The sequence below is a fragment of the Faucicola mancuniensis genome (genome assembly GCF_046523945.1).
Classification (GTDB): Bacteria; Pseudomonadota; Gammaproteobacteria; order Pseudomonadales; family Moraxellaceae; genus Faucicola; species Faucicola mancuniensis.
On the sequence record NZ_CP171363.1, the window covers coordinates 2,297,229 to 2,311,735 of the forward strand.

16 protein-coding genes, 1 tRNA gene and 1 pseudogene are annotated in these 14,507 nt (G+C 39.1%); 8 read left to right on the forward strand and 10 right to left on the reverse strand.

All coding sequences use genetic code 11. The features are described from left to right. Positions 1-20 precede the first annotated feature (20 nt). Positions 21-2,339 (forward strand): DNA primase, encoded by a 2,319-nt coding sequence (locus ACGTJS_RS11330; RefSeq protein WP_410473267.1) that lies wholly within the window; start codon positions 21-23, stop codon positions 2,337-2,339. A gap of 13 nt (positions 2,340-2,352) precedes the next feature. On the opposite strand, the gene ACGTJS_RS11335 is transcribed toward ACGTJS_RS11330, so the two are convergent. The 5 genes from ACGTJS_RS11335 to ACGTJS_RS11355 all read right to left on the reverse strand — a co-directional run bounded on the left by ACGTJS_RS11335 (position 2,353) and on the right by ACGTJS_RS11355 (position 5,311). Then, complete coding sequence (locus ACGTJS_RS11335) at positions 2,353-3,666, reverse strand: ABC1 kinase family protein (protein WP_410472153.1); 1,314 nt, start codon at positions 3,664-3,666, stop codon at positions 2,353-2,355. 116 nt (positions 3,667-3,782) lie between these two features. Then, on the reverse strand, positions 3,783-4,577 hold the full coding sequence (locus ACGTJS_RS11340; RefSeq protein WP_315042519.1) for a HesA/MoeB/ThiF family protein: 795 nt from the start codon (positions 4,575-4,577) through the stop codon (positions 3,783-3,785). 68 nt (positions 4,578-4,645) lie between these two features. Beyond that, positions 4,646-4,969, reverse strand: a complete 324-nt coding sequence (locus ACGTJS_RS11345) for a hypothetical protein (RefSeq protein WP_315042517.1) — start codon at positions 4,967-4,969, stop codon at positions 4,646-4,648. Further along, the gene (locus ACGTJS_RS11350; RefSeq protein WP_410472154.1) at positions 4,921-5,094 is read right to left on the reverse strand and encodes an integrase arm-type DNA-binding domain-containing protein; all 174 of its coding nucleotides are present in this window, start codon (positions 5,092-5,094) and stop codon (positions 4,921-4,923) included. Before ACGTJS_RS11350 ends, ACGTJS_RS11345 begins: the two co-directional genes overlap by 49 nt. Before the next feature lie 130 nt (positions 5,095-5,224). Continuing rightward, positions 5,225-5,311 (reverse strand) — tRNA-Leu (locus ACGTJS_RS11355). A gap of 223 nt (positions 5,312-5,534) precedes the next feature. On the opposite strand from ACGTJS_RS11355, the gene zapE reads away from it, so the two are divergent. From zapE to ACGTJS_RS11385, 6 genes are all read left to right on the forward strand, one after another. Beyond that, positions 5,535-6,659, forward strand: a complete 1,125-nt coding sequence (zapE, locus tag ACGTJS_RS11360) for a cell division protein ZapE (RefSeq protein ID WP_410472155.1) — start codon at positions 5,535-5,537, stop codon at positions 6,657-6,659. A gap of 251 nt (positions 6,660-6,910) precedes the next feature. Continuing rightward, positions 6,911-8,080 carry a methionine adenosyltransferase gene (gene metK, locus ACGTJS_RS11365; RefSeq protein ID WP_410472156.1) on the forward strand — a complete coding sequence of 390 codons (1,170 nt, stop codon included), beginning with the start codon at positions 6,911-6,913 and terminating at the stop codon, positions 8,078-8,080. Positions 8,081-8,095: 15 nt separating this feature from the next. Beyond that, positions 8,096-8,431 (forward strand): DUF3144 domain-containing protein, encoded by a 336-nt coding sequence (locus tag ACGTJS_RS11370; RefSeq protein ID WP_410472157.1) that lies wholly within the window; start codon positions 8,096-8,098, stop codon positions 8,429-8,431. A gap of 49 nt (positions 8,432-8,480) precedes the next feature. Then, positions 8,481-9,470, forward strand: a complete 990-nt coding sequence (locus ACGTJS_RS11375; RefSeq protein WP_410472158.1) for a class 1 fructose-bisphosphatase — start codon at positions 8,481-8,483, stop codon at positions 9,468-9,470. Next, positions 9,454-9,666: a hypothetical protein gene (locus tag ACGTJS_RS11380; RefSeq protein ID WP_315043873.1), complete on the forward strand. Its 213-nt coding sequence runs from the start codon at positions 9,454-9,456 to the stop codon at positions 9,664-9,666. The genes ACGTJS_RS11375 and ACGTJS_RS11380 overlap by 17 nt, the downstream gene beginning before the upstream one ends. 248 nt (positions 9,667-9,914) lie before the next feature. Continuing rightward, a complete protein-coding gene (locus ACGTJS_RS11385; RefSeq protein ID WP_410472159.1) occupies positions 9,915-10,709 on the forward strand; it encodes a TrmH family RNA methyltransferase in 795 nt (264 codons plus the stop codon). Between the two features lie 85 nt (positions 10,710-10,794). On the opposite strand, the gene ACGTJS_RS11390 is transcribed toward ACGTJS_RS11385, so the two are convergent. From ACGTJS_RS11390 to aroQ, 4 genes are all read right to left on the reverse strand, one after another. Continuing rightward, positions 10,795-11,445: an HI_0552 family protein gene (locus tag ACGTJS_RS11390; protein ID WP_410472160.1), complete on the reverse strand. Its 651-nt coding sequence runs from the start codon at positions 11,443-11,445 to the stop codon at positions 10,795-10,797. Positions 11,446-11,459: 14 nt separating this feature from the next. Next, on the reverse strand, positions 11,460-11,705 hold the full coding sequence (locus ACGTJS_RS11395) for a hypothetical protein (RefSeq protein ID WP_315043865.1): 246 nt from the start codon (positions 11,703-11,705) through the stop codon (positions 11,460-11,462). Between the two features lie 65 nt (positions 11,706-11,770). Then, positions 11,771-12,292 carry an adenine phosphoribosyltransferase gene (locus ACGTJS_RS11400; RefSeq protein ID WP_410472161.1) on the reverse strand — a complete coding sequence of 174 codons (522 nt, stop codon included), beginning with the start codon at positions 12,290-12,292 and terminating at the stop codon, positions 11,771-11,773. Between the two features lie 73 nt (positions 12,293-12,365). After that, positions 12,366-12,839, reverse strand: coding sequence for a type II 3-dehydroquinate dehydratase (gene aroQ / locus ACGTJS_RS11405; protein ID WP_410472162.1), 474 nt, complete (start codon positions 12,837-12,839; stop codon positions 12,366-12,368). 142 nt (positions 12,840-12,981) lie between these two features. Here aroQ and obgE point away from each other — a divergent pair, with 142 nt between their 5' ends. Then, positions 12,982-14,196: a GTPase ObgE gene (obgE, locus tag ACGTJS_RS11410; RefSeq protein ID WP_410472163.1), complete on the forward strand. Its 1,215-nt coding sequence runs from the start codon at positions 12,982-12,984 to the stop codon at positions 14,194-14,196. A 97-nt stretch (positions 14,197-14,293) separates the two neighbouring features. On the opposite strand, the pseudogene ACGTJS_RS11415 reads toward obgE, so the two are convergent. Further along, positions 14,294-14,448 (reverse strand): annotated as a pseudogene (locus tag ACGTJS_RS11415) (transposase); the annotation flags it as partial. Positions 14,449-14,507: the final 59 nt, after the last annotated feature.

A 14,507-nucleotide genomic window follows, 5' to 3' on the forward strand; every position in this document is an offset into this window, starting at 1 on the left:
TGAATAACCAAATTATCACTATGAGCAATAACCACATCATTGAACAAATCATCAAACAAGCGGATATTGTCAAAATCATCGGTAAACACGTTGAACTCAAAAAGTCTGGCAATGAGTTTAAAGGATGCTGTCCGTTTCATGGCGAAAAAACACCGTCTTTTTTTGTCAATCCAGAGAAAGGTTTTTATAACTGTTTTGGCTGTGGGGTCAAAGGCAACGCTTTAACTTTTTTAAAAGAATACGAAAACATGACCGCAGGCGAGGCGTTAAAAGAACTCTCTCGTCAAACAGGCATTGAGCTTCCCAAAGAAAAAATTGATAAAAATCTGACCTATCAACGAAAACCAAAACAAACAAATAATCAATTTGGTAATGGTTGGGGTAATAACTCAAACAACTCAAATAACTTAAATAATAATCAACAAAATTTTATACAAAATTTCAATGATGAATATTATCAAAATTTTCCACCCAATGTAGATAATGATAATTTATCATCACAAGATATTCACGAAAATTTTCACCATCATTTTGACAATCCATCTGTTGATAACGATGTTAATGGGCATTTTGCTGATAACTTTTCTGATAACACTGCCAATTTTTTGATTGAAGAGCAATCGGACGGTTCAAGCAGTTTGTACGATTTATTGACACAAGTTGCGATTTTTTATCAACAACAGTTGATAAAGAACAACTTGGCAATGAATTATTTTAAAACTCGTGGTTTGACAGATAACACAATTGCGGATTTTGCGTTAGGCTATGCCCCAAGCGGTTGGCAACATTTGGAACAAGCATTTCCACGAGATATTGACGGTTTAAAAATTTTGGGTTTAATTCGCACATCAGAAAAAGGCAGGGATTATGATTTGTTACGCAATCGGGTGATTTTTCCGATTCGTGATAATCAAGGGCAAGTTATCGGCTTTGCAGGGCGTGCAATGAATGATGACGATATGCCAAAATACGTGAATTCTAGCGATTCGCCTGTATTTCACAAACAGCAGATTTTGTACGGATTGTATGAAGGTCGCCAAGCTCGTGCCAAAAATTGGCTCGTGGTGGAGGGCTACATGGACGTGATTAGCCTACATCAAGCAGGCGTGTATGGGGCTGTTGCATCTATGGGAACGGCGATTGCCACCAATCAAATTGACAAATTATTGCAATTAAATCCAGTTTTGACCTTGAGTTTTGATGGCGACAGTGCAGGTCAAAAAGCGGCTTGGCGTGCGATGGAAATGGGTTTGCCTGTGTTAAACGATGGCAAAGAGTTGCGGTTTTTGACTTTGCCAAACAATCACGACCCAGACAGCTTTGTCAAAGCCCACGGCGCGACCGCTATGCAACAACAAATTCACAATGCCATTTCGTTGTCGCAATATTTATTTTCGGTATTAAGCCAAAAATATGACGTAAAAAGTGCCGAAGATAGAAGCAAATTTTTAAGAGATATCTATGATTTAACCAAAAAATTACCCAAAGGTACTTATGGTTGGTTGTTGCGTGAAGACATGAAAAACCGCTTGGGACTTGGGTTTAACAAAACCCAAAAAAATAACTTTTCCCAAGACGCTCTGTTAAATTTTCACAATGAATTAACACCGTTGTTGTTGTTACAGATGTGCTTTTTGTATCAACCCGAATTGTTAATCAACAGCGATTCACAAAGCCAATCACAAAGCCAAGCTACACCTTTTTTATTGGAATATATTTTACTCGCATCAGGTGCAAATAAAGTTCCACTTTTTCATTCAAACATCAAAAAATCCGATTTACAGCCGATTTATGATGTGAATGATGAAAATTATCAACCCACCGATGACGAAAAAAAATCGGAATATGCCAGAGTTGAACGTTTATTAAAAGCCGAGAGTGAATTAGAAATTCGCACGCAACAATATTTTCAACAAAATCCTTTGCCAAATTTGACATGGCAAAGCGTGGTTGATGAGCAAACTTTGTCGCTCATTCAATGGATTGAAAAAGTGCAAAAAAATATTGATGATTTGCAAACATCACTGACAAAAAGCAATGCCAATGCTTTTGAAATCATCAATGCCAAAGCTCATTTTATCATGGCAGGCGTGTCAGCGGAACATCAGCAGTTGCTAATATCGCATTGGGTGAAATTTTTTGATGAACTAAGTCGGCGTGAAGTGACTGATGTGTCAAGTTTGGTAACAGAAATTTTAGCCAAACAATTGTTGGACTGGGCGGATAATCAAATGGCGATTTATAGCAAGGTGAATGTACTGTATGTCAATTTGTTTAACAAACGCCACCAAGCCATTTATGAATGGTTTCAAAAATGGTTGCAACAAAAAGTTAATTGAGCATTTTAAAAATTTAGACTATCGTAATTTGTTTGTCTTGAAACATATTTAATTCAGGGGCAAGCACCTTCATAAAACGGTCAAAATATAACACTTGTTTGGTTAAAAGGGTAAAATCTCGGGGAAAATGAATGCCGTGGCGTTTTCCCACTTCAAAAATTTCCAACATCATTTGATTAATTTCATCGGAATGGTCTTTTAACTTGGTCGTATCCAATTTATCAATGGTTTTGCCAATAAATAAACTGTCTTTGGCAAGTATTTTTTTCATTACTCGTTGTAAATCTGCGGACAAAACCGCTTTATTCACCAAATTTTGTTTATCTGTCATGCCCATTTCAATCATATAATGAGCCATGCTATCGTAATCTTCTCGGCTAAAACTGTCCATCATCATCACGCACGCTTGCCACGCCTTTGGCTCAAGTTTGCCGACAATACCAAAATCAATAAAGCCAATGCGACCATCGGTCAATAACATCAAATTGCCCGCGTGCAAATCTGCATGAAAACTTTCACACATCGTAAGGCTGGCAAACCAAGTATTTAACGTATCCACCATGACTTCACTTGGACTTTTACAATACTGTCGCATGGCAACATCATCAATCATGGATACGCCAAATAATCGCTCCATCACCAGCACTTTTTGTGTGCTTAAATCATGATAAACTTTTGGGGCAACGACTTTTTGATTGTTCGTTTTTTGCAGAAAATCTTGAAAATCATCAATGTTTTTGGCTTCTTGTAAAAAGTCAGTTTCTGCCGACATTCGCAGACGGATTTCATCAATAATCGGCGAAATACTGGCAAATTTTAAACTCGGTGCTAATGTATCCATGATTTTTGTCGCACCATACAACAAACCCAAATCCGTTTCTATAATGGTATCAACATTGGGTTTTTGCACCTTTAATACCACATGGTCGCCATTTTTTAACACCGCAGAATGGACTTGGGCGATAGATGCTGATGCCAAAGGCGTTTTGTCAATACTGATAAAAATATCCTCTAGCGTTTTGCCTTTTTTTGCCAATTCATTATTTAGTATATCTTCAATATAACTGTATGGCAAAGGCGTGGTTTGGTCAAGGCAGGCTTGAAATACTTCCACATATTCTCGTGGAAAAAGTGATGGCGTACTTGCGATAAATTGTCCGATTTTGATATAGGTCGTGCCAAGTTGCTCAAATGTATCTTTTAACAAATAAGCGTCCATTTTTTCGCCTTTGGCAACTTTTAAGCCTGTTAAACCTGCAACAGTGGCGGTCTTGCCTACTCGTTGAATGACATTGAATGATTTTTTTAATAAAGTGGGTTTTAACATTTTTTACTCTTTAATTTTAAATAATTAGGCGGTTAAAAACTTGCCAATACGCTTGATAATACATTGGTCTAATTCTTGTTCGATTTTTTCAAGCTCATCATTCGGGTTGATTTGTATCATAGTTCACCTCCACAAATTGAACAATTAAGGTCTTTTTTAAACTTTAACTTGCGTAACGACAGCGTTTCCCCTTGCCAAAGCAACAAGGTTTGAGCAATCGGATTTTTGTTTAACCCCAAAAATGTCAAAGCTACTTGTGCCTGTAAATTTCCCATAATCTGCGTGGTACTCGCAAGTACACCACTAGTCGCACACGTTCGGCTATCATCGCCTTCGCCATGAAACAGACAATGATAACAACCTGAATTTTTATAAGGTTCAAATAATGCCAACTGTCCTACTTGTGCAATGCCTGAAGCGGATAAAAGTGGTAAATTTTGCTTGACAGCGATTTGGTTAATGTGGTCTCGTGTTTTGAAATTGTCTGTACAATCACAAATTAAGTTAAAATTGCTTAGGCTATTTTTATTAAATTGTTTTACAATCTCTTGGTAATTGTCTAATGTTAATCGCTCTTGAAAAGCAAATACTTCACAAAAATCATTGATTTTATTTAATTTTTCTTTAGCAATTAACGCTTTTGATTTACCAATATCATTTGGGGTAAATAGTGATTGGCGTTGCAAATTACTTTCATCAATCACATCATCATCAACGATAACCAACTGCCCTACTCCTGCTCGGCATAAGGTTTCAGCCAATGGACAACCCAGTCCACCCATACCGATAATTAACACGTTACTGTTTTTTAAGTTAGTTTGAGCGTCAATATCCCAGCCATCAAGCAAAATTTGGCGGGCGTAACGAAGCATTTCTTGATCGTTTAAGGTGTTAAATGGTTGATTTAACATTTGTTTTGCCTGTATAAAAAAGCTAATTATATCACAAAAAATGCACTATAAAAAATGGGATAGATTGCCTACCCCATTCTTATTTTTAAGTGCTTCTGCACCGATTGGCATTGCCCCTTGCGTTGGTGCGTTTGGTAAGATGATTTTGGCTTTTTGCATAAAGTAGCCGTCTGCCTTTGGCAGATATTGCTTGGGTTTAAAAACATGATATAAAGGTTCATGCCAAAACGAGTGAACATCATGGTTTCTTCAAACAATATTGCCAAATCTTCTCGTGCATTATAAAAACTGTACAAATCCACGCCTTTGTCATTAAAGAACCATTGCCCCACTTGGCTTGATGTCAGACTTTTTTGGTAGCTGTTTGCGGTGCTACCTGCATAAGATACCAAGTTTTTGTGCCACTTGTTGCAACATTTAAAATTAAACCGCCACCGTCATACAGGCGGTATGGCTTTTCTTTTGGTTTAGCCTTATCAACTTCTGTGGCTGTGAGTGGGCGAGTTGTGATAGACATGACAGTAAAAATCCTGTGGATTGACAGTAAAAATTAAAATTACTGTAGACAAATTAAGATAATAAAAAACCCCAAAACCTTATAGGTTTTGGGGTTTTTAGACTATCCAATACAAGTTAAGATAGATTAGTGGTACCAGTGGTCGGACTCGAACCGACACGCTTTTAAAGGCATCGGATTTTGAATCCGACGTGTCTACCAATTTCACCACACTGGCATAAGTGGTTAAGCTTGTTTGCTTATGGGTGCGTATTATAGCAGGTAAAATAAACTTTGCAAGCATTATTTTTTAAAAAAGTGATTTTTTTTATATTTTTTTGAATATTTTAATTTTTTCATGCCGATTCGTGCATTTGTATGGTATTTATTTTTGCCAAATTTTGCTATGATAGGGCGTTTCACAAACAAATGACAAAATATTTTAAAAAATAGGATTTTACATGACCTTAAGCCCATTACAACATTATGAACAAGCCTTGCAATCAGGCAATTTTAGCGAAGACAGTCAGCAACGCCAAGCGATGACTTATCTTGACAATGTCTATCACCAAATTGTCCAAGGGCGTGAGAGCCAAAAAGGATTTTTTAGTTTTTTAAAACGTTATGAAGCCCCCAAAGGCTTGTATATGTGGGGCGGTGTCGGTCGTGGCAAGACGTGGATGATGGATATGTTTTTTGACAGTTTGCCAAATGACCGCAAAATGCGACAACATTTTCACCATTTTATGAAACGTGTTCATCATGAATTAAATCAGCTAAAAGGACAAGCCGACCCGCTACAAAAAGTTGCCGAAATTATTCATAACGAAGCGGACGTGATTTGTTTTGATGAATTTTTTGTGTCCAATGTGTCTGATGCCATGATTTTGGGCGATTTGTTTACCATGCTGTTTAACAAAGGCATTACGCTGGTCGCCACCTCCAACATCGTCCCTGATGGCTTGTACAAAAATGGGATTCATCGAGATAGATTTTTGCCTGCGATTGAAGAAGTCAAAAAAAATACCACCGTGATGAATATTGATGCTGGCATTGATTATCGTCTGCGTGTGTTGCAACAAGCTGAACTGTATCTGTCGCCTTTGACCGCTGATAATCAAAATTGGCTTAAAGAGCGATTTGAAGCGTTAAGCCAAAATCAAACCGCTCAACATACGCCGATTGTCATTAATGGGCGTGAAATTCCTGTGACTGCCAAAACCGAAACGATTTTGCATTGTGATTTTAAAGCCTTGTGCATGACCCCACGTTCTGCAAGCGACTTTATTGAAATTGCCAATCAATTTTCTACCGTGTTGGTGGACAATATTCCAGCTTTGACCGATGTGATGGCAGACCCGACACGGCGTTTGATTTATTTGGTTGATGAATTTTATGACAGACGTGTTAAGCTACTCATGCGTGCCGAACAGCCGATTTTAGAGCTGTATCAAGGGCAAAAATTGGCGTTTGAAATTGAGCGAACTCGCTCTCGTTTGTTAGAAATGCAGTCACAAGATTATTTGGTAGAACCGCACCGTCTTGATGAAAATTCTCATAATGACAAAGCCAACGATGAAATTTGATAAAATTTGACAAATTTATAAAATTTAACAAACAAATAAAATCTTTGTAGAGAAAGTTTGCAAAATAAGCTAAAATAAACGGTTGTATTTTAACCTATTAATCATTTTGCAAACTTGCTCTTTTTTTGTTGATTTAAAACAAAAAAAGTGACTTTCTGATAATATTTTTAACTTATATATTTAAAAATTGTTAAGAGATAGGTTTGCAAAGCGATTAATTCTTTTTTTAATTTTTTTAAAGGAAAATTAATATGCGTGAATATTCACTCTTTACTTCTGAATCAGTGAGCGAAGGACACCCAGACAAACTGGCTGACCAAATTTCTGATGCGATTTTAGATGCGATTTTAGCCGAAGATTTGCATGCTCGTGTAGCGTGTGAAACTTTGACAAAAACAGGTGCGGTGGTGTTGGCAGGTGAAATTAGCACCACGGCAAATGTAGATTTTGAAAAAATCGTGCGTGATACGGTCAATCAAGTGGGCTATAACCACAGTGATTTGGGCTTTGATGGTTCAACTTGTGCGGTGATTAATATGATTGGCAAACAATCACCAGAAATCGCCCAAGGCGTTGATAGAACTAAACCAGAAGAGCAAGGGGCTGGCGACCAAGGTTTGATGTTTGGTTATGCCAGTCACGAAACGGACGTGTTAATGCCTGCCCCTGTGCAATTTGCCCATCGTTTGATGGAAAGACAAGCCGAATTGCGTAAAAATGGCAAATTAGCGTGGCTTCGTCCAGATGCCAAAGCCCAAGTGACTGTGCGTTATGATGGGGTAAAACCTGCTTTTATTGACGCATTGGTACTATCAACTCAGCACAATTCTGACATTTCCCAAAAAGATTTGCACGAAGCGGTGATGGAAGAAATCGTCAAAGCCGTCATTCCTAGTGAAATGCTTCACAAAGACACCCAATATCATATTAACCCAACAGGTTTATTCGTCATTGGGGGGCCTGTGGGCGATGCGGGTTTGACAGGACGTAAAATTATCGTAGATACTTATGGCGGTATGGCTCGTCATGGTGGCGGTGCATTCTCTGGCAAAGACCCATCAAAAGTTGACCGTTCAGCGGCTTATGCAGGGCGTTACGTTGCCAAAAATATCGTGGCGGCAGGGCTTGCCGACCGCTGTGAAATCCAAGTCAGCTATGCGATTGGCGTTGCCGAGCCGACTTCCATTTCGTTAAACACCTTTGGCACAGGCAAAATCGCTGATGACAAAATTATTGAACTGGTGCGTGCACACTTTGACTTGCGTCCATATGGCATTACCCGTATGCTAAATTTATTGCAACCGATGTATCAACAAACCGCCAGTTATGGGCATTTTGGACGTATTGGTTCAGAAACTGCCTTTACATGGGAAAAAACTGACAAAGCCGAAATCTTGCGAGCAGAAGCAGGTTTATTATAATTTTTAGGAAAAAACATGACTGACAAAACCAATCCCCAAGCCCAACACGACAACGAATTAACAGACGAAATGCACACTTTTTATGAACGTGCAGACGCATTTATCAACCTTGCCAATCAATTGCGTGATGACAAAAACCATGCAGGCAAGGTCAATGCGTCCATGCTTTACGCAGTCGCTCGCTTTAGTGCGTGGGTGGCGGCGACTGGTTTTGTCAAGGGCAGTGATTATGCCAAAGAAAAAGACGATATTATTGCACATTTCACCAAAAATTTTGAACGAATGTTGTCTGATAATATTGATGATTATGCTGAAAATTTTCAAACCTATATGCAAATTGGTAAAAAATAATACCTGTTTTGGTTAAACAAATCTTGGGTAAAAACAAAAGGAAAAGCCAATGTTTATTCATGTTACCACACTCACCGACTACCTAGCCGAACACCACACCACTCCTGCCGTCAAAAGTGTGATTGCCACCATCACCCACGCCTGTGAAGAGATTAGCGAGCTGTTAAAACGTGGGGCATTAGCAGACATTTTGGGCGAAGTCGGCAACCAAAATGTACAAGGCGAAGAGCAAAAAAAATTGGACGTGATTGCCAATGATTTGCTGTTAAACGCTTTGACAACCAACAAATATTGTGCAGGTGTGGCATCTGAAGAGCTTGATAACTCAACCCCTGCCAATCCAAATGGTGAAGTATTGGTATTGTTTGACCCACTAGACGGATCAAGCAACATTGACATTAACATGGCGGTGGGGACGATTTTTTCTATTTTACCTTATAAAAATCAAGGTGTTACCGCTACCGACAACGACTTTTTGCAAAAAGGCACGGAGCAATTGGCATCAGGCTATGTGCTGTATGGCACGTCCACAATTTTGACTTTGACGACTGGCGAAGGCGTGGTGATGTTCACTTACGACCCAAATTTGCACCAATTTATCCTAATCCAAGAGGACGTAAAAATTAGCCCAGACACCAAAGAATATGCGATTAATGCGTCAAATTATCGTTATTGGTTGCCACCGATGCAACGTTATATTGATGAGTGTAACGCAGGTGAAACAGGCGTGCGTGGCAAGGATTTTAATATGCGGTGGATTGCGGCGATGGTGGGCGATGTACATCGTATTTTGATTCGTGGTGGGATTTTTACTTATCCGTTTGACACCAAATTTGCCAATAAAGCAGGCAAGTTACGTTTGATGTACGAAGCCAATCCGATGAGTTTTATCATTGAGCAAGCAGGTGGGGAGAGTACCGATGCCGTTAATCGTATTTTGGATATTGAACCGACTAACATTCACCAACGTGTGCCTGTGGTGTTGGGTGCGAAAAATGAAGTGGAGTATGTAAAAAAGTTGCATGAAGAAATGCAGTGATTTCACGCCTTTTCAATGGGAACTTGCGATTACCGCTAGTCGTTTTGAGTTGGGTTTATTAAGTAAGGATGAAATAATCGCCTTTGCCCATAGGCTTATGGATAAAGGCTTTTATGATGATGTCATGATTGATATTATTGATGTTAAACCTTTTAATGAAATTAAAGATAACTTTAAAAACCTAATTAACAAATGAAATCTACCAAAAATCAATCATAATGACAGCCGTTATTTTAATACACTTTATTTGATTTATCCTTTTACAATCCACCCTTTAAATCTTAATTATTTTGATAAAGATAATTTATTTTATTGGGAATATTATTTATCAAAAGAATATGCTGATAATGCCGTTTTTGATTTTTTAATTGAATGCGAAAATTGGCTAAATCGTAACAAAAATAAAATCCTAGAAATTATGAACCAACTTTTTAACGGTAAAAAATGATAATTACTTCTAAAGACAACCCAACGATAAAAACCGCCCACGCCCTACTCACGCAATCACGCCAACGCAAAAAACTTGGGCAAACGGTACTAGAAGGCACACACTTAATTGATGCGTATCTTAACGCTAACCTTTTGCCAAAAAATATCATCGTTAGCGAAAGCGGTTTACAAAATGATGAAATTGTGGTGTTATTAAACCGTTTAGAAAAGTTAAACCGTTTAGAAAGCATAAAAACTTTAACCATTAGCGATAATTTGTACAAAGAAATCCGCACATTGGGCGAGAGTTTACCAATGATGGCGATTATTGACACGCCAAATTTACCGCTAAATCAAGTCATTAACACCGACTGCCTAATCATCAATGGCGTGCAGGACAACGGCAATCTTGGCACGCTACTGCGTACCGCATCGGCGATTGGCTTTAGCACAGTGATTTGCACCACAGGCACGGCACAGGCGTATAACCCAAAAACCCTGCGAGCAGGTATGGGGGCGAATTTTAGCTTAAATATTTATGAAAATGTATCGCTTGATGAGATTTTTGACTTTGTCAAAGTGCCAATGTTTGCCACCAGTAGTCACACCGACAAAATTATTTATGAACAAAATTTAACCAAACCTTTGGCACTTATTATGGGACACGAAGGGCAAGGCGTGCAGGCGGAACTGCTGGATAAATGCCAAAAAATCGCCCTACCACAGCCAAACGGACAAGAAAGCCTAAATGTTGGCGTGGCAGGGTCAGTGTGTTTATATGAAATTTTACGGCAACGAATGTATTTATAATTATCGTTAGCTTTATGAAAAACAATGAAATTTTTTAGGAGTGCATTGTATACGCCCTAATTATAACCTATTGAAATTTATTGAGTTAATTTTCATTCCAAAAACAACTTTCATATAAAGGCGTTAAACGTTCAATTTGCTCAATCGTCCAATTTTTTACATCCAAACTTGCCAAATCTTCATGCAAAATATGTTTACCAATACACACAAAATCCTTGTCTATTTTGGATTGATTAACAGCCAAAAAATCCGCCAAATCATCGCCCAACTCGCCAACGGTGCGATATTCCGCATATTCGCCTTCGCTGTCATACCAAATATCAAAATCGGCAAATTCGGCTGAATTGTCCATTAACACATCAAGCCATTGATGATAGTTTTTGAGTGAAGTGGTGGATTGATGAGCCTTGTAAGCGTGCCATTCTAAGCTAATGGTTAGGCGTTTTTGGTTTAAAATTAAAGATAAAATCGGTGCATCGGCTTGATACGTTTGATATTTAAAAAACGCAAAAAAATGCGCTCGCACTTGCCAACCGTTGCACCAACGTTCAATATGGGGCAAGTCGTATTTTAACGGCAATTCGCTAGAAATTTGCTCAACAAAATTTTTCCAATCTTGCCAAGCGGTACGATGATTTTGTTTAATTTGCGGTATTAACGCTGGGTATTCTCGTTTTAACACCGAAAATTGAAAGCTAGGAATATCAAAGATTTGACAATGGGTTTCGTTGAGCATTTTTTAGCCTTTTGTTAATCACCACCGACATTTAACACAGGCGACGCACTTTCTTCTGACAATAATACCGTCATCATGTTGGTGACGAGTTTGGCTTTTTCGGTTTCATTCATGGTGACGATTTGGCGTTTGGACAGTTCGTTTAGCGTACCTTCCACCATCAAAATCGCCCCTTTTACTAGGGTTTGCCGAGCCATGACGACCGATTGGGCTTGTTGCTTTCGTAGCATAACTTGGGCGATTTCTGGGGCATATGACATTCTGATGAAAAAAATTTATCCTAATGATAATTATTTTGGCAAAAACTGATAAATTTTTAACAAAATCAGGCTTTTAATACGGTAAAAACAGGCAAGCCCAAATCTTGGTGCAAATCCACCAAATCAATCAATACCAACGCACCCTCGACTTCATAACCTGCCGATTGACAAAGCTTTGCGGTGGCTTTTAGCGTACCACCTGTCGCCAAAATATCATCAACAATCAACACTTTTTTGATGATTGGGTCTTGGTTTTGGAGGATTTCTAGCGTGTCCGAACCGTATTCTAAGTCATACCTTTCACGCACCACAGGCGGTGGCAATTTTCCAGCCTTACGCACGACCGTCATGCCTTTGCCTGTGCGACCTGCCAACAAACTTGCAAACAAAAATCCACGAGATTCCACACCGACCAAACAGTCAATCTCATCAAACAAACCATCAGGCAAACAAGCCAATAATGCGTCCGTCACATTACTGACATGGTGTTGTAATAATGGTGTGATATCATAAAATTCAATGCCAGCTTTTGGAAAGTCGTTTACGGTGCGGATAATTTGCCAAAATGGGTGGTTTTTTTGTGTCATAACTGCCTACTTGTTTAAAAAATTAAGCCAATAGTATAAGCGATTCAAAAAAATTGGTCAAAATTTTGCCTAATTATTTGGCAAATTTTTGCAACAAATAATTCAAAGCAGACGTATAACCCATCGCCCCCAAACCACAAATCACCGCTTCCGCCTTATCGCTAAAATACGAATGATGGCGAAACGGCTCACGGCTATGCACATTGGACAAATGCACTTCCACAAAGGGCTTGTTGATAGCAAGCAGGGCATCACGCAGTACCACAGACGTATGGGTAAAACCTGCTGGATTGATGATCACCGCATCAATTTTTTCTTCGTCAATCCCTGTTAATAAGCCATGATGATGAATTTTGTCAATCAAGGCAGATTCACTATTTGATTGATAAAATGTGATATTGGTTGAATGTTTTTTGGCAATATTTGTCAAATCTTGTTCAATATCATACAAAGTTTGATAGCCATAAATCTCAGGTTCACGTTTGCCAAGCAAATTTAAATTTGCCCCATTTAAAACCAAAATATGTAAAGGTCGGGTTGCTGTCATGATTTCTCCAAATTTTTATGCTTATAAATTTAGTTTCATAGTATAGTGGATTTTTTGGCAAAAATATATTCACAAAAACAAACATTTTATCCAAAAAATTTGTTATAATCATCTGTTCAATTCAGTTATAAGGAAAATCACAATGCGATTTATTGATGAAGCAATTGTAACCGTAAAAGCAGGCGATGGCGGTAATGGCATTGTGAGCTTTCGCCGTGAAAAATATATCCCAAAAGGTGGACCCGATGGCGGTGATGGTGGCAAAGGCGGTAGCGTGTACGTGGTCGCTGACGACAATACCAACACGCTCGTGGACTACCGCTACACTCGCAGATATGAAGCCAAACGTGGCGAAAACGGACGTAGCAAAAACCGTTCAGGTCGCAAGTCTGACGATATCTTTTTGAGCGTCCCTGTTGGCACGACAATTATTGATGTGGATACCGACCAGGTGATTGGCGATTTGACCGAACGTGGACAAAAAATCATGGTCGCCAAAGGCGGTGATGGTGGGCTTGGCAATACCCATTTTAAAACATCAACCAACCAAGCCCCACGCAAGGCAACCAAAGGCTTTGAAGGCGAATTAAAACAACTCAAACTGGAGCTAAAAGTAGTTGCTGATGTGGGCTTAATCGGCTTGCCAAATGCAGGTAAATCCACCTTTATTCGCCAAGTGTCATCAGCTCGTCCTAAGGTCGCTAACTACCCATTTACCACACTTGTGCCAAATTTGGGCGTGGTGGACGTGGGGCTTGGGCGTTCGTTCGTGATGGCGGATATTCCAGGGTTGATTGAAGGTGCATCAGAAGGAGCAGGCTTGGGCATTCGCTTTTTAAAGCACGTGGCTCGTACTCGCAGACTGTTGCACATTTTGGACGTTCAGCCGATTGACGGCAGCGACCCTGTGAAAAATGCCGAAATTATTTTGAACGAATTACAAAAATTTTCGCCAGAATTGGCAAAACTACCGCAAGTGTTGATTTTAAACAAAATTGACCAAGTGCCAGAAGAAGAGCAAAACGCCCTGTGTACGCACATTGTCGCAGAGCTTGGCTGGACTGGGATTGTGTTTCGCACATCAACATTGACAGGCGATGGCGTGGGCGATGTGGTGTTTCATTTGATGAATGAAATTGACCTTGAAAAAGAGTTGGAAGAACAAAATCCAGACTTTGCCGAAGAGCAACGCCAACGTTTTGCACGATTAGAAGCCGAAGTGCGTGTCAATACCGAAGAGCAAAAAGAAGCCTATCGTGCCATGCGTAAAGCCCAACGTGAGGGCGTGTTACATGATGACGAAGACGATTTTGACGATGACGATGATTTTGATGTAGAAGTGGCTTATGCCCCTTAATCAAAATTAACAAACAATCATTGATAAATAATGCTTATCATAACCAATATCAACTAAGCCATTATCGCCACGAAAGCCTCTGAGTAAATAACCACTATATTTCTTGACGAAAGATATTATACCATCGGTTGATGGTATGGTGTTGCGATTTATCTCAAGTAAAATCGCTATTTTTGTAACATCTACATCAACACAAAAGAATTTTATGATTTTTTTGATTTTGTAGGTGCTTAACTTACTGTTATATTTCATGTTTCTAGTCTAGCATGGGTTGTGTTGTTAGTCTAGAGACTTACCTATTAGGATTTATA